Consider the following 21464-nt stretch of genomic DNA (forward strand, 5'->3'; position numbering starts at 1 on the left):
AAGAGGAGTGGACCGTGGCAGGACGACCGCGCACCAGTGATGACGCACCCCAGGGGGCGGCGGCGTCCCTTCTCAACGGCCTCGGCGTGCTCGAGGCGTTCTCCATCGAGAAGCCCGTGCTCGGGGTCACGGAGATCGCCCAGAAGGTCGGTCTGCACAAGAGCACCGTCTCGCGGATCCTGACTGGACTCGCCGATGCCGGCTACGTGCAGCGCGACGAGGCCACCGGGAGATACCGGCTCGGGCTCGGCCTGCTCGCCCTCTCCGGACCGCTCCTGGCCGACCTCGACGTGCGGCGGGCGGCGCTTCCCTACCTCGAGGACCTCACCGAGCGGACGGGGGAGACGAGCGCGCTCGCGGTGTGGAACGGCCAGGAGGCTGTTGTCGTCGAGCAGGTTCCGAGCCCGCACCAGGTCAAGCACACCGCGTCGATCGGGACGCGGTACAACAAGTTCGCCTCGTCGTCAGTGCGGGTGTTCCTCGCGGGTCTGGCCGAGGGCGCTGTGCGCGAACTGATCGGCTCGGGCGCCGTGCTGGTGGGTGCGCCCTACGACAGCGACGCTGCGGCGGCGGCAGAGCTCGCCGCGGTGGAGAAGGCGGGCGTGGCTGTCAATGACGGGGCGACGACCCCCGAGGAATTCGGTGTCTCGGCGCCCGTGTGGGATTACCGGGGGCGCATGGCCGGATGCGTGACGGCATCCGCTCCCCGCACACGCGTGCAGGGCGAGGTCGCGGCCGAGCTCGCCGCGGCGGTGATGGAGGCGGCTGCCGGCGTCTCGGCCCGCCTCGGGTACGGGGCGAAGCGCGCCGCGGAGGCCTGACCCGGCCCCCGCGTACCCGGAAACCGAAATGGGCCGCGAGATGCGTACCCGGAACCCGAAAAGGGCCACGAGATGCGTACCCGAAACGGGGAGGGCGGGGGAGGGGCGGGGTCAGAGGACGGTGCGGATCGTCGCCTCGAAGCTCGTGACGTGCTCGAGTGCCAGGCGGCTTGCGGCCTCGACGTCGCCGTCGGCGATCGCGCGCAGCAGCTCGGCGTGCTCGTGGATGTGCCCGGCCACCGAAGGGACCTTGTCCAGGACCAGGCACCAGATGCGGGTCGCGAGGTTGTCGTAGCGGATGAGGGCATCCGTGAGGTGCGGGTTGCCGGCGGCGGCGTAGATGAGCCGGTGCACCGTGATGTCGTAGCGCATGAGCTCGCGCTGGTCGATCGGCTCGCGCAGGGCCTCGATGGCGTCCGCGGTCTCCCGCAGCCGGGTCCTCATCGCCGCTGAGGCGTCCCGGGCCGCCCGCCGGGCCGCGAGCGGCTCGAGCTGCTCGCGGATCTCCGAGACGTCGGCCAGCTCGGTGATGTCCACGGCGGTCGCGAACGTGCCGCGGCGCGGGTAGGAGACCACGAGGCGGTCCACCTCGAGCCGCTTGAGCGCCTCGCGCACGGGGGTGCGCCCCACGCCGAGCTCCGCGGCGAGCGCCGTGTCGTTGATGGGCGCGCCCGGCTTGATCTCGAGCATGATCAGCCGGTCGCGGAGTGTCAGGTACGCCTGCTCCGCCAGCGAGACCGCCGACGCCGCATCCTCCAGTGCTGTGACCGTCACCTTCCGCCTCCTTCCGGGACTGCTTGACTCCGTGTGATCTCAACCATACTATCGATCGCAGAACTAATATATCAGTTGATTATTAGTCAGATATCAACGTCGATGTCAGACCGAAGGAGGCATGATGGAGAACCTTCTCGATCTCCCACTGACCCAGGCCGACCCCGAGGTGGCCGAGGCCATCGCCGCCGAGCTCCGCCGGCAGCAGGGAACGCTCGAGATGATCGCGAGCGAGAACTTCGCGCCCACGGCTGTCATGGAGGCCCAGGGCTCCGTGCTGACGAACAAGTACGCCGAGGGGTACCCGGGCAAGCGCTACTACGGCGGCTGCGAGCACGTGGACGTCATCGAGCAGCTCGCGATCGACCGGGCCAAGGCCCTGTTCGGCGCCGAGTTCGCCAACGTCCAGCCCCACTCGGGCGCCCAGGCCAACGCCGCCGCCATGCACGCGCTCATCACCCCGGGCGACACGATCATGGGCCTCGACCTCGCCCACGGCGGCCACCTCACGCACGGGATGAAGATCAACTTCTCCGGCAAGCTCTACAAGGTGGTCCCGTACCAGGTGTCCGAGAAGGACCACCGGATCGACATGGCCGAGGTCGAGCGCCTCGCCGAGGAGCACCGGCCCCAGCTCATGATCGCGGGCTGGTCCGCCTACAGCCGCCAGCTGGACTTCGCCGAGTTCCGCCGCATCGCGGACAAGGTAGGTGCGTTCCTTCTCGTGGACATGAGCCACTTCGCCGGCCTCGTGGCCACCGGCCTGCACCCGAACCCGGTCCCGCACGCCCACGTCACCACCACGACGACGCACAAGACCTTGGGCGGCCCGCGTGGCGGGATCATCCTCACCAACGATCCCGCGATCGCCAAGAAGGTCAACTCGGCCGTGTTCCCGGGCCAGCAGGGCGGCCCCCTCGAACACGTGATCGCCGGCAAGGCCGTGGCCTTCAAGTTCGCCGCGACCGAGGGGTTCGCCGACCGGCAGCGCCGCACCCTCGAGGGCGCCCGCATCCTCGCCGACCGGCTCACCCAGCCGGACCTCGCGAAGGCGGGGATCGGCGTCGTCAACGGTGGCACCGACGTCCACCTGGTCCTCGTGGACCTGCGGAACTCCGAGCTGGACGGCCAGCAGGGTGAGGACCGTCTCCACCGGATCGGCATCACCGTGAACCGCAACGCCGTCCCGTTCGACCCGCGCCCCCCGATGGTCTCCTCCGGGCTGCGGATCGGCACCCCGGCGCTGGCGACCCGCGGGTTCGGCGCCGCCGAGTTCACCGAGGTCGCCGACATCATCGCGGCAGCCCTGGCTCCCGAGTTCGACGACGAGCTCGCGGCCTCGCTGCGCTCCCGCGTGGCGGTCCTCGCCGACAAGCACCCCCTCTACCCGAACCTGACCCCGGCCGAGTCCGGGGCCTCCACCGAGAACGGAGCCCAGTGATGGCGGACCTCCTGCCCGAACACCCGGACTTCCTCTGGCGCAACCCGGACCCGAAGCCCTCCTACGACGCCGTGATCGTCGGCGGCGGCGGCCACGGCCTCGCCACGGCGTACTACCTCGCGGCCCACCACGGCATGACCAACATCGCCGTCCTCGAGCGCGGCTGGCTCGCCGGCGGCAACATGGCCCGGAACACGACGATCATCCGCTCGAACTACCTGTGGGACGAGTCCGCGGCGATCTACGAGCACTCCCTGAAGCTGTGGGAGGCCCTTCCCGACGAGCTCGAGTACGACTTCCTGTTCAGCCAGCGCGGCGTCATGAACCTCGCGCACACGCTCCAGGACGTGCGCGAGTCGGTCCGCCGCGTCGGGGCCAACAAGCTCAACGGCGTGGACGCCGAGTGGCTCGACGCCGACCAGGTCAAGGAACTCTGCCCGATCATCAACACCAGCGAGGACATCCGCTACCCCGTCCTCGGCGCGACGTACCAGCCGCGCGCGGGCATCGCCAAGCACGACCACGTGGCATGGGCGTTCGCCCGCAAGGCGGACGAGCTCGGCGTCGACATCATCCAGAACTGCGAGGTGACCGGCTTCGTCAAGGACGGCAACCGCGTGGTGGGCGTGAAGACGAACCGCGGCACCATCAACACCGGCAAGGTGGCGCTCTGCGCCGCCGGCCACTCGAGCGTCCTCGCCAAGCTCGCCGGCTTCGACCTGCCGATCCAGTCCCACCCGCTCCAGGCGCTCGTCTCCGAGCTCCACGAGAAGGTCCACCCCACGGTGGTCATGTCCAACCACGTCCACGTGTACGTCTCCCAGGCGCACAAGGGCGAGCTCGTCATGGGCGCCGGCATCGACTCGTACAACGGCTACGGCCAGCGCGGCGCGTTCCACGTCATCGAGGAGCAGATGGCCGCGGCCGTCGAGCTGTTCCCGATCTTCGCCCGCGCCCACCTGCTGCGCACCTGGGGCGGCATCGTGGACGTCACCCTCGACGCGTCCCCGATCGTGGGCAAGGCTCCGGTCGAGAACATGTACGTCAACTGCGGCTGGGGCACCGGCGGCTTCAAGGGAACCCCCGGTGCCGGCTGGACCATGGCCCACACGATCGCCACCGGCGAGCCGCACGCCCTCAACCTGCCCTTCGCCCTCGAGCGCTTCGAGACCGGCGCCCTCATCGACGAGCACGGCGCCGCAGCCGTCGCCCACTGAGCGAGACAAACACAGCCCCGAAAGGAGCACGAGCATGCTGCTCATCACCTGCCCGAACTGCGGGCCGCGGGACGAGACCGAGTTCCACTACGGCGGCCAGGCCCACATCGCCTACCCCGAGAACCCCGCTGAGCTCACCGACGCCGAGTGGTCCCGGTACCTCTTCTACCGGGAGAACCCCAAGGGCGCCTTCGCCGAGCGCTGGGTCCACACCGGCGGCTGCCGCAAGTGGTTCAACGCCGTCCGCGACACCGTCACCTACGAGTTCAAGAGCATCTACACGGGCGCCGCACCGGCGGCGACCGGCGCAGCTGCAGCAGCCACGAATGGAGGCCAGAAGTGAGCCCCGCATCCCAGAGCCACCGTCTCCCCGCCGAGAAGGCGCAGGGCGCGCGGATCGACCGCGAGAAGGCCCTGCGGTTCACCGTGGACGGGACAGAGTACACGGGCTTCGCCGGCGACACCGTCGCCTCGGCCCTGCTCGCGCACGGCGTCATCGAGACCGCCCCGTCCATGTACCTGGGACGCCCGCGCGGCATCCTCGCCGCCGGCGTCGAGGAGCCCAACGCCCTGCTCAAGGTCCTCCAGCGCGGTGCCGGCGGCGTCGACGAGTCGATGCTCCCCGCCCCCATCGTCGAGCTCACCGACGGCCTGGCCGCCCAGTACCTCGCGGGCCTCGGGCAGCTCGATCCGCGCAAGGACGAGGCGCTGTACGACAAGAAGCACGTCCACACCGACGTCCTCGTGGTCGGCGGCGGCCCCTCCGGCCTCACCGCGGCGCGCGAGGCGGCCAGGACCGGCGCCCGCGTGATCCTCATCGACGACCAGCCGGAGCTGGGCGGGTCGCTGCTCTCCGCCCCCGCGGAGACGGTCGACGGCGTGCCCGCGCCCGAGTGGGTCGCGGCGGCCGCCGCCGAGCTCGCCGCGGGGGACGAGGTCACGGTCCTGACGCGCACGAACGCGTTCGGCTCCTACGACTCGAACTACATCGTGGCCCTCGAGTCGCGCACCGACCACCTCGGCACCGAGCGTGCGCGCGAGCTGGACGCCCAGGGCGTCTCGCGCCAGCGGCTCTGGCACATCCGCGCCGCCCAGGTGGTCCTCGCGACCGGCGCCCACGAGCGCCCGATCGTGTTCGCCGACAACGACCGCCCGGGCATCATGCTCGCCTCGGCCGCGCGGACCTACCTCAACCGTTACGGCGTGCGCCCCGGCTCCGCCGCGGTCGTCTTCACCACCAACGACTCGGCCTACGCCACGGCCCTCGACCTGGCCGCGGCCGGCGTACCCGTCGGAGCCGTCGTCGACGCCCGGGCCGAGAAGACCGAGGCCGCGCTCGCGGCCGAGGCCGCCGGCATCCGCGTCATCTCCGGCTCCGCGGTGAGCGGCACCGAGGCGGGCGCCGGCACGCGGCTGGGCGCCGTCGTCGTCCGCGGGCTCAGCGCCGCCGGCGACGGAACAGCCGAGCTGACCGGCGAGGCCGAGCGGATCGAGGCGGACCTCCTGGCCGTCTCGGGCGGCTGGAGCCCCGTGGTGCACCTGTTCAGCCAGCGGCAGGGCAAGCTGCGCTGGGACGAGGACCTCGCGGGGTTCGTCCCCGCCGGCACGGTCGAGGCGCAGCAGGTCGTGGGCTCGGCCCGCGGCTCCTACGCCACGGCGGACGTCGTGTCCGAGGGCGCCCACGCCGGCGCCGTCGCGGCCTTCAACGCGGGCTTCATCACCGAGGCCGGCCAGCACGCCACCGCGGTGTCCTCCCACCCGGCCGTGGCCTCGGCCCCGACCCGCCAGCTCTGGCTCGTGCCGGGAGAGACCGGCGGCCCCGAGGACTGGAACACCCACTTCGTCGACTTCCAGCGCGACCAGACCGTCCACGACGTGCTCCGCGCGACCTGCGCCGGCATGCGCTCGGTCGAGCACGTCAAGCGCTACACGTCGATCTCCACCGCCAACGACCAGGGCAAGACGTCCGGCGTGAACGCGATCGGCGTGATCGCGGCGGCGCTGAAGGGCGACGGCGACGCGCCCGGCATCGGCCAGATCGGCACGACGACGTTCCGCGCCCCCTATGCCCCCGTCGCGTTCGCCGCGATGGCCGGCCGCAAGCGCGGGGACCTGTTCGACCCCGAGCGGATCACGTCGATCCACCCGTGGCACGTGGAGCACGGCGCGAAGTTCGAGTTCGTCGGCCAGTGGCTGCGCCCGTGGTACTTCCCGCAGGGCGAGGAGACCATGGACGAGGCGGTGCTGCGCGAGTGCGCCGCGGTGCGCGAGTCCGTGGGCTTCATGGACGCCACCACCCTGGGCAAGATCGAGATCTGGGGCGCCGACTCGGGCGAGTTCCTCAACCGCATCTACACGAACGCGTTCAAGAAGCTCGCCCCCGGACTGGGCCGCTACGGCGTCATGTGCGGCCCCGACGGCATGATCTTCGACGACGGCGTGACCCTGCGCCTCGACCAGGACCGCTACTTCATGACCACCACCACCGGCGGGGCCGCCAAGGTCCTCGACTGGCTCGAGGAGTGGCACCAGACGGAGTGGCCCGAGCTCGACGTGAACTTCACCTCCGTGACGGAGCAGTGGACCACAGTCGCCGTGGTCGGCCCGAAGTCCCGCGCAGTGATCGCCAAGGTCGCCCCGGAGCTCGACGTCGACAACGACGCGTTCGGCTTCATGGCCTGGCGCGACACCGTCCTCGCCTCCGGCATCCCCGCCCGCGTGTGCCGCATCTCGTTCTCCGGCGAGCTCGCCTACGAGATCAACGTCGCCGCCTGGTACGGGCTGCAGGTGTGGGAGGACGTGGCCGAGGCCGGCGCCGAGTTCGACATCACCCCGTACGGCACCGAGACCATGCACGTGCTGCGCGCCGAGAAGGGCTACCCGATCGTCGGCCAGGACACGGACGGCACGGTCACCCCGCAGGACGCCGGCATGGAGTGGATCGTCTCCAAGGTCAAGGACTTCGTGGGCAGGCGCTCGTACTCGCGCCTCGACACGGCGCGCACGGACCGCAAGCACCTCGTGTCCCTCCTGCCCGTCGATCCCGCCTTCCGCCTGCCGGAGGGGACCCAGCTGGTCGAGCAGGGGATCTCCCTCAACCCCGCCTACGGGCCCGTGCCCATGCAGGGCCACGTCACGTCGAGCTACCACTCGGCGGCGCTGGGGCGCTCCTTCGCCCTGGCACTCATCAAGAACGGCCGCAACCGCATCGGCGAGACGCTCACCGCCGTCGCCGGGGACCGGCTCGTTGACGTCCTGGTCGGTGAAACCGTCCTCTTTGACCCCGAAGGGAAGCGCCGTGATGGCTGAGACGATTGAAGTGACTGCGCCCGCGACCAGCTCCGGTGCGCCGACCCTGCGCCGCAGCCCCGCGGCCCACCTCGCCGGCGCGTTCGCCGCGGCGGCCGTCGCCGGTGACCGGGGCGTCTCGGTCCGCGAGGTCCCGTTCCTGGCCCAGCTGGGCCTGCGCGCGGTGCCCGGGTCCGAGGGGGCCGCAGCGCTCGAGGCCGCGCTCGGCGGCACCCTGCCCACCGGGCACGGGAGGACCACCGCCGGCGGCGGCTACACCATCCTGTGGATCGGGCCGGACGAGTTCCTCGCGGTGGCGGACGAGACCCCGACCTCCGCGGGCGAGGACCGCGGACCCGCCGAGGCCGCCCGGGTCGGCGCAGCGCTCGGCGAGGCCGGCACGCGCACCCCGGGCGCCGTCGTCGACCTCTCCGCCAACCGGACCACGTTCGAGCTCACCGGTCCGAGCGCCCGCGCGGTGCTGGAGAAGGGCGTCTCGTTCGACCTGCACCCTCGGCACTTCGCCGCCGGAACGGCCATCGCGACGGTCCTGGACCACGTGCCGGTCCTCGTGTGGAAGACGGGGGAGGAGACGTACCGCGTCCTGCCGCGCGCGTCCTTCGCCGACCATGTGGGCCGCTGGCTCATCGACGCGATGCGCGAGTTCGCGGCGCCGGAGGTGCGGTAGCCGATGGCCGGCCAGGCGCGCGAGTACGTCCTGACGCTCGACTGCGCCGAGGGACCCGGGATCGTGTACGCGGTCTCCGGGTTCCTCGCCGAGCGCGGGTGCGACATCGTTGACATCAAGCAGTTCGGGGACCGCCGCGGCGGCCACTTCTTCATGCGGGTCCACTTCGAGGCCCCCGCCTCCGCACACGGCGCCGCCGGCGCGGACGCGGACGCGGACGACGACGGCGATCGCCTCCGCGCGGAGTTCGCCCCGGTCGCGGAGCGGTTCGGGATGGAGTGGAAGCTGCGCCCGGAGGGCGAGCGGACGCGCGTGCTGCTCATGGTCTCCAAGTTCGGCCACTGCCTCAACGACCTGCTCTTCCGGGCGCGGGTGGGCGAGCTGCCGATCGAGATCGTGGGCGTGGTCTCCAACCACGAGGACCACCGCGGGCTGGTGGAGTGGCACGGCATCCCGTACCACCACATCCCGGTCACCAAGGAGACCAAGCCCGAGGCCGAGGCCAAGCTCCTGGCGCTCGTGGACGCGTACGCGGTGGAGCTCGTGGTGCTCGCCCGCTACATGCAGGTGCTCTCCGACCAGCTCGCCACGAAGATGGCGGGACGGGTGATCAACATCCACCACTCGTTCCTGCCCTCGTTCAAGGGCGCGAAGCCCTACCACCAGGCCTGGGAGCGCGGGGTCAAGACCGTGGGTGCCACCGCCCACTACGTCAACGCCGAGCTCGACGAGGGGCCGATCATCGCCCAGCAGGTCATCGACGTGGACCACACGCACGCTCCCGAGGACCTCGTGGCGGTGGGCCGCGATGCCGAGTGCAAGGCGCTGTCCAACGCGGTGCGCTGGCACTGCGAGGGGCGCGTGATCCTCAGCGGCAGCCGGACGGTGGTGCTGCGGTAGCCGCGGCGCCCGGGAAGGTCACCTCCCGGGGGCGTCCGTCCTGGCGACGGCGTCCCCCGGGAGGTGGCCTTCTGCCGTGCGGCCGGGCCTGCGACCGGCCCGCAGGCCCAGATAGCTGCCCACGAGCACGAGCAGGCCGCCGAGGAGGAGGGCCGGCGTGAGCGGCTCGGAGTCGAGCAGCGAGGAGACGATGACCGCGGGGATGGGCACGAACAGGAACTGGTAGGAGGTCGCCGAGGCGCTCCAGCGCCGCAGGACGTACAGGAACGCCGCGAAGAGGATGAGGGTCGAGACGACGAGAAAGCCGAACGCGGCGAACGTCGCCGCGCGCACGGGCACGGCCCAGCGCTCGCCGGCCAGAGGCGAGACCACGGCCAGGGCGGCAGCGCCCACCGCCATCCCCACGGCGTTGAGCGGCGCACCGGGGACCGGGGGGAACACCTTGACCACCACGGCCCCCGCGCCGATGGAGACCGCGGCTGCGACCATGCCCGCGATGCCCAGGAGCGAGGAGGCGGAGAACGCCGTCGTGCCCGCCCCGCTGACCACGGCGATGCCCGCGACGGCCACGAGGGTGCCCGCGAACCGGCGCCAGCTGAACCTCTCGACCCCGGCCCCGGCCGCGATCAGCAGCGTGGCGAGCGGCACCGAGGCGAGCACAATCTGCGCGAGGCCCGCGTGCACCTCGCGCAGGGCCTCGTAGATGAAGCCGTAGGCGAGGCCGAAGTTGAGCAGGCCGTACAGCAGCGCCCCCACGAGCGCCCGCCCTCGCGGCCACGCCTTCCGCCCGGCCGCCGCGATGGCGGCGAAGACCAGGCCGGCCACGGCGAACCGGACCGCTGCCCCGAACAGCGGGTCCAGCTCCCGGTTGCTGTAGCGGATGGCGACGGCGTTGCCGCCGGTGACCACCACGGCAGCGATGAACACGAGGACAGTACGCACGTCCACGCCCCGGCCGGCTGCAGCGCTCACGCCCCCAGTGTGCGCCCCGGGCGGCGTTCCCGGCTATCGGCGGTACTCGGGGTTCGGGTGGTCCGGGTTGGCCAGGTCCCAGTTCGCGACCACATTGCCATGCGCGGGGATGCCGCCGGCGTCCTTGAGCCGCCGGGCGGTGTGCAGCATGTTCCATGCCGCGAAGACCGCGTTCCGCGTGGTCCAGTGGTTGTGCGCGCCACGGTTGTCGTCGAGGTAGGACGGCCCCGGCCCGGCCTCGCCGTTCCAGTACGCGTCCGCCTGGGGCGGGATGGTGAAGCCGATGTGGCTGAGGGCGTACAGCAGCTGCGCGGCACAGTGCTTGCCGCCGTCCTCATTGCCGGTGACGATCACGCCGCCGACCTTCCCGTAGTACGCCCACTGGCCGCGCTCATTGGCCTCGCCCGAGTACCCGTACAGCCGCTCGACCACCTTCCGGGTCACGGAGGACTGGTCGCCCAGCCAGGTGGGGGTGGCGAGGACCACGATGTCCGCTGGCTCGATGAGCGAGCGGTACAGGTCCGGGAACGCGTCCGCCTCCCACCCGTGCTCGCGCATGTCCGGATAGACGCCCGGCGGGATGTCGTGGTCCACCGCCCGGATCTCGTCCACGCGCGCCCCCACGCCCTCGAGGACATGCCGGCTCACGGCGATGAGGCCGTCCGTGTGGCTCTGTTCCGGGCTGCGCTTGAGCGTGCCGTTGACGTACACGGCGCGCAGGTCCGAGAAGTCGGCGGTGCTCGCCGCGATCTCGGCGTCGATGAACGCCTGGACTGATTCCGGCAGCATGGGCCGACTCCTTCCGCGCAGGGTCCCTCCCCAGCCACGATGCTAGGCGGGGGAACCGCGGGAGGGGAGGGGCGGCGTCGTGCGCGGCTCAGGCCCGCCGCGGCGAGGCGCCGCGGGTGCGGATCGCGAGGAAGCCCGAGGCGACCATGACCACGAGCGCGCCGAGGACGAGCGCGAGCGGCGCCTGCCAGTTGCCCGCCGCCTCGTGGAGGCCGCCCATGATGATGGGGCCGGTCGAGGCGACCGCGTAGCCGACGGACTGGATGAGCGCCGTCATCCGGCGGTTCTCGTCGAGCGAGCGGGCCCGGTTGATGACCACGGTGAACACGACGGTGAACGTGCCGCCCTGGGCGATTCCGCCCAGCACCGCCCACAGGACCCACAGGCCGGGCGCCAGGAGCAGCCCGGCGGGGAGCACGACCCAGCACGCCGCCACGAGGGCGAACAGGCGCATCGGTCCCCACCCGAACAGGTGGGCCAGGGCCGGGACCAGCAGGGGGCCCGCGATGGCGAACACCTGCAGGAGGCTTGCGCCGAGGCCGGCGCCGGACGGGGTCATCCCCTGGGTCTGGACCAGGTAGCTGGGCAGCCACAGGGTCATGGCGTAGTAGCCCACATTGTGCAGGGCGAAGGTCACGGTGAACAGCCACATCATGCGCCGGTTGGCGGGGCTGATGCCGGGCGCCGGGGCGAGGGGAAGCGGGCCGGTCTCAGTTCCGGGCTGTGCCTGCGCCGCCTTGAGCTCCGCCCGGCGCCGCAGGGCCTCCTTGGCGAGCCGGCCGGGGAAGTCGGCGTCGGACCAGCGGGGGCCGTCCTTGCCCGGCGGGAAGACGAAGAACCAGGCGCCCGCCGCGATGGCCGTGAGGCCGAGCCACGAGACGAGCGAGCCCTGCCAGCCGATCGCCGCGGCGAGGGGAGCGGTGAGCGCGGACGCGAGGGTGGTGCCGACGTTCACGGCCGCGGTCGTGACCCCGGTCATGAGCGCCGCGCGGAGGGGGAAGTCGCGCCCCACGAGCAGCGGCGTGGCCACGTTGACGATCGTCATCGCCATGCCGATCACCACGGTGCCGAGCAGCGCCCCGGGCGCGCCCCCGAACGAGCGGATGGCGACGCCCGCGGCCAGGCCGCCGAAGAAGTACAGGACCGCGTGGTTGATGCCGATCCTGCCCATGAGCCACGCCGCGGCCGGGGTCACGAGCCCGAAGCACAGCACGGGGATCGAGGCGAGGAGGCCGACGACCGCGGAGCTCAGGCCCGTGTCGCGCTGGATGTCGCCCAGCACGGGGCCGAGGGCGACCACGGGGGCCCGGGAATTGAGGGACATGAGGCCGACGGCGATCAGTGCCAGCGCCGCGGTGCGGCTGATCCGGCGGGTCACGGGTGGTCCTTTCGGCAGGGGAGGGAGCTCCTTCACCTTCTCACGCCGCGCGCCGGCGGGAGCGGAGCGTGACGCCATGACCGGACAAATACTGACCCTGAGAAGTTTGTCAGGACAAAGTATTGCCTGCGTGGCCGGGGAGGAGTACGGTCTATTTGTTAGGACAAACTATCACCGAAAGGGACCCGTTCATGCCTCTCGTCCGCATCGACGTCGCCGCAGGCCGCACCCCCGAACAGCTCGCACGCATCAGCCGGGCCATCCACGAGGCCATCCTCGCCGAGTACCGCATCCCCGAGCGCGACTACTTCCACATCGTCACCGAGCACGCTCCCGGCCAGATCGTGGCGCAGGACGCGGGCCTGGGCTTCGAGCGCTCCAGCGGCGTGGTCATGGTCCAGATCTTCACGCAGGGCGGTCGGAGCCAGGAGGCCAAGGGGGCGCTCTTCGCGGCCGTGGCCCGCAACCTCGGCGACGCCGGCGTCGCCGGGGAGGACGTGTTCATCGGCTACGTCGAGAACACTGCCGGCGACTGGTCCTTCGGGTTCGGCCGCGCGCAGTATGTCACCGGAGAGCTGGCGGTCCCGGCCCGGTGATGCCCCGTCCTGTGTATGGCAAGTTGTCAGTACAAACCTTTGACAGGACATTAAATCTGTAGCAGAGTGGACCTGTGGCCGACGCCACAGGCAGCGAAGCCGGCCCGGCACCCGGGCGCATGAGGAAAGGCACCGCGAAGTGACCTACGACGTTCTCACGATGGGGCGCATCAGCGTCGACATCTACCCCAATGACATCGGCGTCGGCCTGGCGGACGTGACGAGCTTCGGAAAGTACTTGGGCGGCTCGCCGTCGAACGTCGCCGTCGCCGCCGCGCGCCACGGCCGCGCCACCGCCGTGGTGACCCGCACCGGCGATGACCCGTTCGGCGAGTACCTCCACCGCGAGCTGGCGAAGTTCGGCGTGGACGACCGGTTCGTGACCCCTGTCGCCGGCCTGCAGACCCCAGCGACGTTCTGCGCGATCATGCCGGCCACGCACGAGTTCCCGCTCTACTTCTACGGCCGCTTCCCCACGGCCCCGGACCTGCAGATCCGGGCCGAGGAACTCGACCTCGAGGCGATCAGGGACGCGAGGATCTTCTGGTCCACCGTGACGGGCCTGTGCCAGGAGCCCAGCCGCTCCGCGCACATCGCCGCCCACGAGGCCCGCCCCCGCACCGGGCTCGCCGAGGGCCAGTTCACCGTCCTCGACCTCGACTACCGCCCCATGTTCTGGGATTCCGAGGACGCCGCCCGCGAGCAGGTCGCCAGGGTCCTGCCGCACGTGACGGTCGCGATCGGCAACGAGGAGGAGTGCGCGGTCGCCGTAGGCCACGGCACCCCGGACGAGCAGGCGGACCGCCTCATCGCCGCGGGCGTCGAGATCGCCGTGGTCAAGCTCGGCCCCGAGGGCGTCATGGCCAAGACGCGTTCCGAGCGCGTGGTCTCCGCCCCCGTCCCCGTCGAGACGCTCAACGGCCTCGGCGCCGGCGACTCGTTCGGCGGGGCGTTCTGCCACGGCCTGCTGGCCGGCTGGCCGCTGGCCCAGGTCCTCGACTACGCCAACGCCGCCGGCGCGATCGTCGCCTCACGGCTCTCGTGCGCCGACGCGATGCCGACGCCGGCCGAGGTCACCTCGCTGCTGGCCGAACGCGGCCGGCTCGTCCCCGAGGCGGTGGCCCGGTGAGCGCCGCGACCGAGACGAACGCCGCCGGAGCGGCAACGCTGCGGGAAGCGCACGACGACGATCCCCGCCGCTACGAGCACCTGACCAAGATCCGGCTCGAGGATCCCCAGGCGATCGCCCGCGCCGCCAAGGCGCGCCGCCGCCACCCCGGGCCCGTGCTCGGCAAGCAGAACTTCATCGTCGCGGCGGACCACCCGGCCCGCGGGGCCCTCGCCGCGCAGGGCCGCCGCGAGGCGATGGCGGACCGGCGGGAGCTGCTCGACCGGCTCCAGATCGCCCTGGCCAACCCGGCCGTGGACGGCGTGCTGGCCAGCCCGGACATCATGGACGACCTCCTGCTCCTGGGCGCGCTCGAGGGCAAGCTCCTCTTCGGGTCGATGAACCGCGGCGGCCTGGCAGGGTTCGTCAACGAGCTTGACGACCGCTTCACCGGCCACACCGCCGAGGCCCTCGAGGCCCTCGGCGCGGACGGCGGCAAGATGCTGACCCGCATCGCGCTCGGCGACCCGGCCACGGCCTCCATCCTCGAGAACACGGCGAAGGCGATCGACGCGCTGGCCGCCCACGGCCTCATCGCGATGGTCGAGCCCTTCCTCTCGGGCTGGGTGGATGGAAAGGTCGTCAACGACCTCTCCCCGGAGTCCGTCATCAAGTCGGTCGCCATCGCGGAGGGCCTCGGTTCCACGAGCGCGTACACGTGGATGAAGCTGCCCGTCGTGGCGGAGATGGAGCGCGTCATGGCCGCGACCACCATGCCCACCGTCCTCCTCGGCGGCGACCCGACCGGGCACCAGGACGAGGTCTTCGCCTCCTGGGGCGCGGCGCTGGCCCTCCCCGGCGTCCAGGGCCTGACCGTGGGCCGGACCCTGCTGTACCCGGCCGATGGCGACGTGGCCGGAGCCGTCGCAGCCGCGGCCTCGCTGCTGCACACCGACGAGATCAAGCCGAAGGAGGCTTCCCAGTGAGCACCACCCGCAGGATGACCGTCGCCCAGGCGGTCGTCGAGTTCCTCGGCCGCCAGTACACGGTCGACTCCGTCGGCGGCCCGGGCGGCGGGGCTTACCGCGGCCGGCTCATCCCCGGCATGTTCGGCATCTTCGGGCACGGCAACGTGGCCGGCGTGGGACAGGCCCTCAAGCAGTGGCAGGTCGCCGACCCGGCCCTGATGCCGTACTACCAAGGCCGCAACGAGCAGGCCCAGGCCCACCAGGCCGTCGGCTACGCCCGCCACACCCGCCGCCGCCAGACCTTCGCGGTCTCGACCTCGATCGGCCCGGGCTCGTCGAATCTGCTCACCGGCGCGGCCCTCGCCACGGCGAACCGCCTGCCGGCCCTGCTCCTGCCCTCGGACACGTTCGCGACCCGCGCCGCGGACCCGGTCCTGCAGCAGCTCGAGCAGCCGCACGGCTACGACATCACCGTCAACGACGCGTTCCGGCCGCTCTCGAAGTACTTCGACCGCGTGAACCGGCCCGAGCAGCTCTTCTCGGCCCTCCTGCACGGCCTGCGTGTGCTCACCGATCCGGCCGAGACCGGCGCCGTGACCATCGCCCTGCCGCAGGACGTCCAGGCAGAGGTCTTCGACGTCCCCGAGGAGTTCCTCGCCGAGCGCGAGTGGCGCATCCGACGCCCCGAGCCCGAGGCGGAGGACATCGCCGAGGCCGCCCGCCGCATCCGCGCCGCCGAGCGCCCGGTCATCATCGCCGGCGGCGGCGTGCTGTACGCGTTCGCCACCGAGCAGCTGCGCGCGTTCGCCGAGGCCACCGGCATCCCGGTCGGGTGGACCCAGGCCGGCGTCGGCTCCCTCGCGTGGGACCACCCGCAGGCCCTCGGCGCGGTCGGCTCCACCGGCACGACGGCGGCCAATGCCCTCGTGCGGGACGCCGACCTCGTCATCGGCATCGGCACCCGCTACGAGGACTTCACCACCGCCTCCCGCACCGCGTTCCAGGCCCCCGGCGTGAAGTTCGTGAACATCAACGTCGCCCCGATCGACGCCTACAAGCACGGCACCTCGCTGCCGATCGTCGCCGACGCCCGCAAGGCGCTCGCCGCGCTCACGACGGCGCTCGGCGGCTACCGCGTCGGAGGCGAGCTCGAGCGCGTGGTCGCCGACGAGAAGGCCCGCTGGGACGACACGGTGGACGCCGCGTTCGCCGAGGACCACCAGCCCCTGGTGTCCCAGAACGCGATCATCGGCGCGGTCAACCGCGCGATGGACCCGCGCGACGTCGTGATCTGCGCCGCGGGCTCCCTCCCGGGCGACCTGCACAAGATGTGGCGCATCCGCGACCCGTTCGGCTACCACGTCGAGTACGCGTACTCCTGCATGGGCTACGAGATCCCCGGCGGCCTCGGCGTCAAGCGCGCTGCCCTCGACGCCGCGGCACGCCCCAGTGCGGAAGGCGGGGAGGAGAACCGCGACGTCGTCGTCATGGTCGGCGACGGCTCCTACCTCATGATGCACACCGAGCTCGTCACCGCCGTGGCGGAGGGCATCAAGCTCATCACCGTGCTCATCCAGAACCACGGCTACGCCTCCATCGGCGCGCTGTCCGAGCAGCTCGGTTCGCAGCGCTTCGGCACCAAGTACCGCACGCTGGACCACGAGCACCACACGTTCGACGACGGCGAGAAGCTCCCGATCGACCTCGCCACGAACGCCGAGAGCCTCGGCGTCACCGTGTACCGGATCGAGCCGGGGCCCAACGCGATCGCCGACCTCGAGGCTGCGATCGGCAAGGCCAAGGCGGCCCCCGAGGGCAGCGGCCCGATCGTGATCCACATCGAGTCCGATCCGCTGGTGGACGCCCCCAGCTCCGAGTCCTGGTGGGACGTGCCCGTCTCCGGCGCCTCCGAGCTCGAGTCCACCAAGGCGGCCTTCGCCACCTACGTCGACCACAAGTCCCGCCAGCGGCCCCTCATCGGCTGACCCCGGCATCCGCTCACGTCACATCAGGAGTACACCGTCATGACTGTCAAGACCATTCCGCATTTCCTCAACGGCGAGGAGACCCAGGGCGTCGGCGAGCGGACGCAGCCGGTGTTCAACCCGGCCACGGGGGAGCAGACGGGCGAGCTGCGCCTGGCGGACGCGGCCGACCTGGAGGCCGCGGTCGCGAACGCCCGCAAGGCCGCCGAGTCCTGGGGGGAGGTCTCCCTGTCCCGGCGGACCGCGGTGCTGTTCAGGTTCCGCGAGCTGGTCGCCGCCCACGTGGAGGACCTCGCGGCCCTGGTCACGGCCGAGCACGGCAAGGTGATCTCCGACGCCAAGGGCGAGATCGGCCGCGGCCTGGAGGTCATCGAGTTCGCCTGCGGCATCCCGCAGCTGCTCAAGGGCGCCTACTCCGACCAGGCCTCCACCGGCATCGACGTCTTCTCCTACCGCCAGCCCGTCGGCGTCGTCGCGGGCATCACCCCGTTCAACTTCCCCGTCATGGTCCCGCTGTGGATGGCCCCGGTCGCGATCGCCACCGGCAACGCCTTCATCCTCAAGCCGTCCGAGCGGGACCCCTCCGCCTCCCTGCTGCTCGCGCGGCTGTGGACCGAGGCCGGCCTGCCGGACGGGGTCTTCCAGGTCCTGCACGGCGGGAAGGAGACCGTCGACGGGCTCCTGACCCACCCCGACGTCGACGCGATCTCCTTCGTGGGCTCGACCCCGATCGCGAAGTACGTCCACGAGACCGCGACCGCGCACGGCAAGCGCGTCCAGGCCCTGGGCGGGGCGAAGAACCACGCGATCATCCTCCCGGACGCGGACATGGACAACGCCGCCGACCACCTCGCCGCCGCCGCGTTCGGCTCCGCCGGGGAGCGGTGCATGGCCATCTCCGTCGCCGTGGCCGTCGGGGAGGCCGCCGACGCCCTCGTGGGCAAGGTCGCCGACCGCGCCCAGGCCGTCCAGGTCGCCGAGGGCACCGAGCCGGACGCGGAGATGGGCCCGATCATCACCGCCGCCTCCAGGGACCGGATGGCCTCCATCGTCACCGCCGCGGCCGACGCCGGCGCCGCCCTGGTCGTGGACGGGCGGGAGTTCACCGTCCCCGGCAAGGAGGGCGGGAACTGGTTCGGGCCCACCGTGCTCGACCAGGTCGGCACGGACATGGAGGCCTACACCGAGGAGATCTTCGGCCCGGTCCTGTCCGTGGTCCGGGTCGAGACGGTCGAGGAGGCCATCGAGCTGATCAACGCCAACCCCTACGGCAACGGCACCGCGATCTTCACCTCCTCCGGCTCCAACGCCCGCAAGTTCCACCGCGGTGTGCACGTGGGCATGATCGGGGTCAACGTCCCCATCCCCGTCCCGGTCGCCTACCACTCCTTCGGCGGCTGGAAGAACTCCCTCTTCGGCGACAAGCACATCTACGGCGAAGAAGGCGTCGCCTTCTACACCCGCGCCAAAGTCATCACCCAGCGCTGGCCCGAACCCACCCACGCCTCCGGCGCCACCTACAACTTCCCCTCCAACTAGACCCACCCGCACGGAGCAGAGACATGACTGAGAACACGCTCATCATCGGCACCGCGCCGGATTCCTGGGGCGTCTGGTTCGCCGACGACCCAAAGCAGACCCCCTGGGAGCGCTTCCTGGACGAGGTGGCCGAGGCCGGCTACCGCTGGATCGAACTGGGCCCCTACGGCTACCTCCCCACCGATCCGTCCCGCCTCGCGGACGAGCTCAAGGCCCGCAACCTCCAGGTGTCGGCCGGCACGGTGTTCACGGCCTTCCACCGGGGACGCGACCAGTGGGAGGAGGCGTGGGCGCCGGCCCGCCAGGTCGCCGAGCTCACCGCGGCGATGGGCGGCGAGCACATCGTCGTCATCCCGGCGATGTGGCGCGACGACGTCACGGGCGAGGCGGTCGAGAACGAGGTCCTCACCCCCGAGCAGTGGGACTCCCTGTTCACGGGCCACGACGAGCTGGGGCGCCGCCTGTCCGAGCAGTTCGGCCTCAGGCAGCAGTTCCACTCCCACGCGGACTCCCACGTCCAGGGGCAGGCGGACATCGAGAGGCTGCTCGAGAACACCGATCCCGGGCTGCTCTCCCTGTGCCTGGACACGGGCCACGCGGAGTACGGCGGCGCGAACAGCGTGGACCTCATCCGCAAGTACCCCGAGCGCATCGGCTACCTCCACCTGAAGCAGATCGACCCGGACGTCCTCGTAAGGGTCCGCGCCGAGAACATGACCTGGGCGGCGGCCAACACCGCCGGCGTCATGGCCGAGCCGCCGTCGGGGCTGCCCGACCTGCGCGAGGTCATCGAGGCGGTCGAGGCGCTCGACCGCCCCATCTTCGGCATCGTCGAGCAGGACATGTACCCGGTGGCGTTCGACGTCCCGCTCCCGATCGCCAAGCGCACCCGCAACTACCTCCTCTCGTGCGGTTCCCGCACGCGAGTCTGACTGAGAAAGGCACATTCCATGGCTGAGAACCTGCGCGTCGCCGTCATCGGCGCCGGCCGCATGGGCGCGGACCACATCCACCGCCTCCACACGCGCATCCACGGCGCCGAGGTGGCCGCGGTGGTCGACATCGACCTTGATCGGGCCCAGGCCGCGATCGCGGAGATCCCGGGGGCGAAGGCCTATGCCACCGCCGCCGAGGCCTACGAGTCCGGCGACGTCAACGCCGTCCTCATTGCCACCCCCGGCTTCCTCCACGAGGCCGCCCTCCTCGAGGCGCTCGAGCGGGACATCCCCATCCTGTGCGAGAAGCCGCTGACCCCGGACGCCGCGTCCGCCTGGAAGATCGTCGAGGCCGAGCAGAAGCTGGGCCGCCAGCGCATCCAGGTCGGCTTCATGCGCCGCTTCGACGCCGAGTACGCGGCACTCGGCGGCATGGTCCGCTCGGGGGAGCTCGGCGAACTGCTCATGCTCCACTGCAGGCACCGCAACCCCGACACCCCTCCGGGCTTCACCAACGAGATGCTCATCAACGACTCCGTGGTGCACGAGTTCGACGTGATCCGGTACCTCACCGGCGAGGAGATCACCTCGGTGCAGGTGCGCCTGGGCAAGGCCACGTCGAAGGCGCCCTCGGGCCAGCACGACCCGCAGCACGTCCTGATCGACACCGCCTCCGGCGTCCTGGTCGACGTCGAGATCTTCGTCAACGCCCAGTTCGGCTACGAGGTGGCCACGCAGGCCGCCTTCGAGGACGGCATCGTGGACATCGGCGCCGACGCCGGACCGTACGTCCGCCGCGCCGGCCGGTGGGGCGGGCAGGTCACGCCGAGCTTCATCGAGCGCTTCGGCACGGCCTATGACGTCGAGGTCCAGTCCTGGGTCGACGCGGCGCTCCGCGGCGAGATCGGCGGCCCGTCGGCGTGGGACGGCTACGCGACCGCTGCCTGCTGCGAGGCGGGAGTCGAGGCGCAGAAGAGCGGCGAGCGGGTCGCCGTCGTCCTCAACGAGAAGCCGGCGCTGTACGCGGGCGGCGCGCCGAGGGCCGCGCAGTGAAGCTCGCCCTCGACCCCACGCCGTTCCACGCGACGCACTCGCTGCTCGAGTTCCCGGCCCTTGCGGCCGAGCTCGGGTACGAGTACCTCCAGATGACGCCCCACCGGGACTTCATCCCCTTCTTCACGCATCCGAAGGCCGACGACGAACTCGTGCGCGAGTTCCGCAAGGCCTGCGCAGACGCCCGCGTGCAGGTGGCCTCCGTCCTCCCGGTCCTGCGCTGGTCCGGGCCGGACGAGACGCTGCGCGAGGCCGCCGTGCGGTACTGGAAGCGCGCCATCCGGATCACGGCGGACCTCGGCTGCACCCAGATGAACACCGAGTTCTCCGGGCGCCCCGAGAAGCCGGAGGAGTCCGAGGCCTGCTTCTACAAGTCCATGGAGGAGCTCCTGCCGGTCTTCGAGCGCGAGGGCGTCCACGTGGCGATCGATCCGCACCCGGACGACTTCGTCGAGGAGGGCCTGGCCGCGCTGCGTGTGATCCGGGGCCTCAACTCCCCGAACGTCGGCATGGTCTACGTCGCCTCGCACACCTTCCACATGAAGGACGAGCCGCTGCAGATCATGCGCGCCGCGGGAGAGCGGATCCGGGTAGTGCACGTCTCCGACACCATGGACCACCACGCCTCCCACGGCCTGCGGTACATCACGAACCCGCCGGGCAACGACGTGCGCGTGCACCAGCACCTCAGGATCGGCGACGGCGACGTCAACTGGGACGAGTTCTTCGGCGGCCTGGCCGAGATCGGCTTCCTGGACCGCGAGGACACCGTCATGGTCTCGAGCGTCTTCGCCGAGAACGAGAACGCAGCCGAGGTCTCCCGCTACCAGCTCGCCCAGATGGCCGAGCGTTCCGGGCGTGCCCGCGCGGCGCGTGCCGGGGAGCCGGCCCGCGCGCACGCGTAGGGCACTCCCAACGAGCAGAAGGGCCAGGCCCGGGCACCGCCCCGGGCCTGGCCCTTCTGCTGTCACCGCCGTGGTTTGGGGGAGGCTCGGTATCGGGTAACGGCGCT

At 71.5% G+C, this 21464-nt stretch carries 19 protein-coding genes; 15 read left to right on the plus strand and 4 right to left on the minus strand.

Features of this window, described 5'->3' with window-relative positions; translation table 11 throughout:
- The first annotated feature begins 14 nt into the window (after positions 1 to 14).
- Positions 15 to 821, plus strand: coding sequence for an IclR family transcriptional regulator (locus SA2016_RS05565; protein WP_066496342.1), 807 nt, complete (start codon positions 15 to 17; stop codon positions 819 to 821).
- 111 nt (positions 822 to 932) lie between these two features.
- On the opposite strand, the gene SA2016_RS05570 is transcribed toward SA2016_RS05565, so the two are convergent.
- Positions 933 to 1595, minus strand: a complete 663-nt coding sequence (locus tag SA2016_RS05570) for a GntR family transcriptional regulator (RefSeq protein ID WP_066496351.1) — start codon at positions 1593 to 1595, stop codon at positions 933 to 935.
- A gap of 121 nt (positions 1596 to 1716) precedes the next feature.
- On the opposite strand from SA2016_RS05570, the gene glyA reads away from it, so the two are divergent.
- Genes glyA through purU form a run of 6 tightly spaced genes read left to right on the plus strand, consistent with a single transcriptional unit; the run spans position 1717 to position 9129 of the window.
- Entirely contained in the window at positions 1717 to 3036 is a 1320-nt protein-coding gene (gene glyA / locus SA2016_RS05575) for a serine hydroxymethyltransferase (RefSeq protein WP_066496358.1), read from the plus strand.
- Entirely contained in the window at positions 3036 to 4253 is a 1218-nt protein-coding gene (locus SA2016_RS05580) for a sarcosine oxidase subunit beta family protein (protein WP_066496360.1), read from the plus strand. The genes glyA and SA2016_RS05580 overlap by 1 nt, the downstream gene beginning before the upstream one ends.
- Before the next feature lie 34 nt (positions 4254 to 4287).
- Entirely contained in the window at positions 4288 to 4596 is a 309-nt protein-coding gene (locus SA2016_RS05585; protein ID WP_066496364.1) for a sarcosine oxidase subunit delta, read from the plus strand.
- Positions 4593 to 7562 (plus strand): FAD-dependent oxidoreductase, encoded by a 2970-nt coding sequence (locus tag SA2016_RS05590; protein WP_066496366.1) that lies wholly within the window; start codon positions 4593 to 4595, stop codon positions 7560 to 7562. Before SA2016_RS05585 ends, SA2016_RS05590 begins: the two co-directional genes overlap by 4 nt.
- Entirely contained in the window at positions 7555 to 8229 is a 675-nt protein-coding gene (locus SA2016_RS05595; protein ID WP_066496368.1) for a sarcosine oxidase subunit gamma, read from the plus strand. Before SA2016_RS05590 ends, SA2016_RS05595 begins: the two co-directional genes overlap by 8 nt.
- A gap of 3 nt (positions 8230 to 8232) precedes the next feature.
- The gene (purU, locus tag SA2016_RS05600; protein ID WP_066496371.1) at positions 8233 to 9129 is read left to right on the plus strand and encodes a formyltetrahydrofolate deformylase; all 897 of its coding nucleotides are present in this window, start codon (positions 8233 to 8235) and stop codon (positions 9127 to 9129) included.
- An 18-nt stretch (positions 9130 to 9147) separates the two neighbouring features.
- Here the strand turns inward: purU and SA2016_RS05605 are convergent, their stop codons facing one another.
- From SA2016_RS05605 to SA2016_RS05615, 3 genes are all read right to left on the minus strand, one after another.
- The gene (locus SA2016_RS05605) at positions 9148 to 10101 is read right to left on the minus strand and encodes a DMT family transporter (protein WP_084249336.1); all 954 of its coding nucleotides are present in this window, start codon (positions 10099 to 10101) and stop codon (positions 9148 to 9150) included.
- A 33-nt stretch (positions 10102 to 10134) separates the two neighbouring features.
- Positions 10135 to 10890: a flavodoxin family protein gene (locus tag SA2016_RS05610; protein ID WP_066496376.1), complete on the minus strand. Its 756-nt coding sequence runs from the start codon at positions 10888 to 10890 to the stop codon at positions 10135 to 10137.
- Positions 10891 to 10978: 88 nt separating this feature from the next.
- Complete coding sequence (locus SA2016_RS05615; RefSeq protein ID WP_066496378.1) at positions 10979 to 12268, minus strand: MFS transporter; 1290 nt, start codon at positions 12266 to 12268, stop codon at positions 10979 to 10981.
- A 191-nt stretch (positions 12269 to 12459) separates the two neighbouring features.
- On the opposite strand from SA2016_RS05615, the gene SA2016_RS05620 reads away from it, so the two are divergent.
- From SA2016_RS05620 to SA2016_RS05655, 8 genes are all read left to right on the plus strand, one after another.
- A complete protein-coding gene (locus SA2016_RS05620) occupies positions 12460 to 12864 on the plus strand; it encodes a tautomerase family protein (RefSeq protein WP_066496380.1) in 405 nt (134 codons plus the stop codon).
- A gap of 139 nt (positions 12865 to 13003) precedes the next feature.
- Entirely contained in the window at positions 13004 to 13993 is a 990-nt protein-coding gene (gene iolC, locus SA2016_RS05625; protein WP_066496382.1) for a 5-dehydro-2-deoxygluconokinase, read from the plus strand.
- 38 nt (positions 13994 to 14031) lie between these two features.
- Entirely contained in the window at positions 14032 to 14958 is a 927-nt protein-coding gene (locus SA2016_RS05630) for a Cgl0159 family (beta/alpha)8-fold protein (RefSeq protein ID WP_066502051.1), read from the plus strand.
- A 14-nt stretch (positions 14959 to 14972) separates the two neighbouring features.
- Complete coding sequence (iolD, locus tag SA2016_RS05635; RefSeq protein ID WP_066502048.1) at positions 14973 to 16925, plus strand: 3D-(3,5/4)-trihydroxycyclohexane-1,2-dione acylhydrolase (decyclizing); 1953 nt, start codon at positions 14973 to 14975, stop codon at positions 16923 to 16925.
- Between the two features lie 39 nt (positions 16926 to 16964).
- The gene (locus SA2016_RS05640) at positions 16965 to 18464 is read left to right on the plus strand and encodes a CoA-acylating methylmalonate-semialdehyde dehydrogenase (protein WP_066496384.1); all 1500 of its coding nucleotides are present in this window, start codon (positions 16965 to 16967) and stop codon (positions 18462 to 18464) included.
- 23 nt (positions 18465 to 18487) lie between these two features.
- Entirely contained in the window at positions 18488 to 19396 is a 909-nt protein-coding gene (locus SA2016_RS05645) for a sugar phosphate isomerase/epimerase family protein (protein ID WP_066496386.1), read from the plus strand.
- A gap of 18 nt (positions 19397 to 19414) precedes the next feature.
- Positions 19415 to 20452, plus strand: coding sequence for a Gfo/Idh/MocA family protein (locus SA2016_RS05650; RefSeq protein WP_066496390.1), 1038 nt, complete (start codon positions 19415 to 19417; stop codon positions 20450 to 20452).
- Complete coding sequence (locus SA2016_RS05655) at positions 20449 to 21357, plus strand: sugar phosphate isomerase/epimerase family protein (protein ID WP_066496396.1); 909 nt, start codon at positions 20449 to 20451, stop codon at positions 21355 to 21357. Before SA2016_RS05650 ends, SA2016_RS05655 begins: the two co-directional genes overlap by 4 nt.
- Positions 21358 to 21464 lie beyond the last annotated feature (107 nt).

The sequence above is a fragment of the Sinomonas atrocyanea genome (genome assembly GCF_001577305.1).
GTDB lineage: Bacteria > Actinomycetota > Actinomycetes > Actinomycetales > Micrococcaceae > Sinomonas > Sinomonas atrocyanea.

What these genes read in the sequence shown, in the direction of transcription:
- SA2016_RS05640 (WP_066496384.1), top strand. Translation starts at nt 16,965, where the DNA reads ATGACTGTCAAGACCATTCCGCATTTCCTCAACGGCGAGGAGACCCAG.
- SA2016_RS05645 (WP_066496386.1), top strand. Translation starts at nt 18,488, where the DNA reads ATGACTGAGAACACGCTCATCATCGGCACCGCGCCGGATTCCTGGGGC.
- SA2016_RS05610 (WP_066496376.1), bottom strand. Translation starts at nt 10,890, where the DNA reads ATGCTGCCGGAATCAGTCCAGGCGTTCATCGACGCCGAGATCGCGGCG.
- SA2016_RS05620 (WP_066496380.1), top strand. Translation starts at nt 12,460, where the DNA reads ATGCCTCTCGTCCGCATCGACGTCGCCGCAGGCCGCACCCCCGAACAG.
- purU (WP_066496371.1), top strand. Translation starts at nt 8,233, where the DNA reads ATGGCCGGCCAGGCGCGCGAGTACGTCCTGACGCTCGACTGCGCCGAG.
- iolD (WP_066502048.1), top strand. Translation starts at nt 14,973, where the DNA reads ATGACCGTCGCCCAGGCGGTCGTCGAGTTCCTCGGCCGCCAGTACACG.
- SA2016_RS05650 (WP_066496390.1), top strand. Translation starts at nt 19,415, where the DNA reads ATGGCTGAGAACCTGCGCGTCGCCGTCATCGGCGCCGGCCGCATGGGC.
- glyA (WP_066496358.1), top strand. Translation starts at nt 1,717, where the DNA reads ATGATGGAGAACCTTCTCGATCTCCCACTGACCCAGGCCGACCCCGAG.
- SA2016_RS05585 (WP_066496364.1), top strand. Translation starts at nt 4,288, where the DNA reads ATGCTGCTCATCACCTGCCCGAACTGCGGGCCGCGGGACGAGACCGAG.
- SA2016_RS05595 (WP_066496368.1), top strand. Translation starts at nt 7,555, where the DNA reads ATGGCTGAGACGATTGAAGTGACTGCGCCCGCGACCAGCTCCGGTGCG.
- SA2016_RS05580 (WP_066496360.1), top strand. Translation starts at nt 3,036, where the DNA reads ATGGCGGACCTCCTGCCCGAACACCCGGACTTCCTCTGGCGCAACCCG.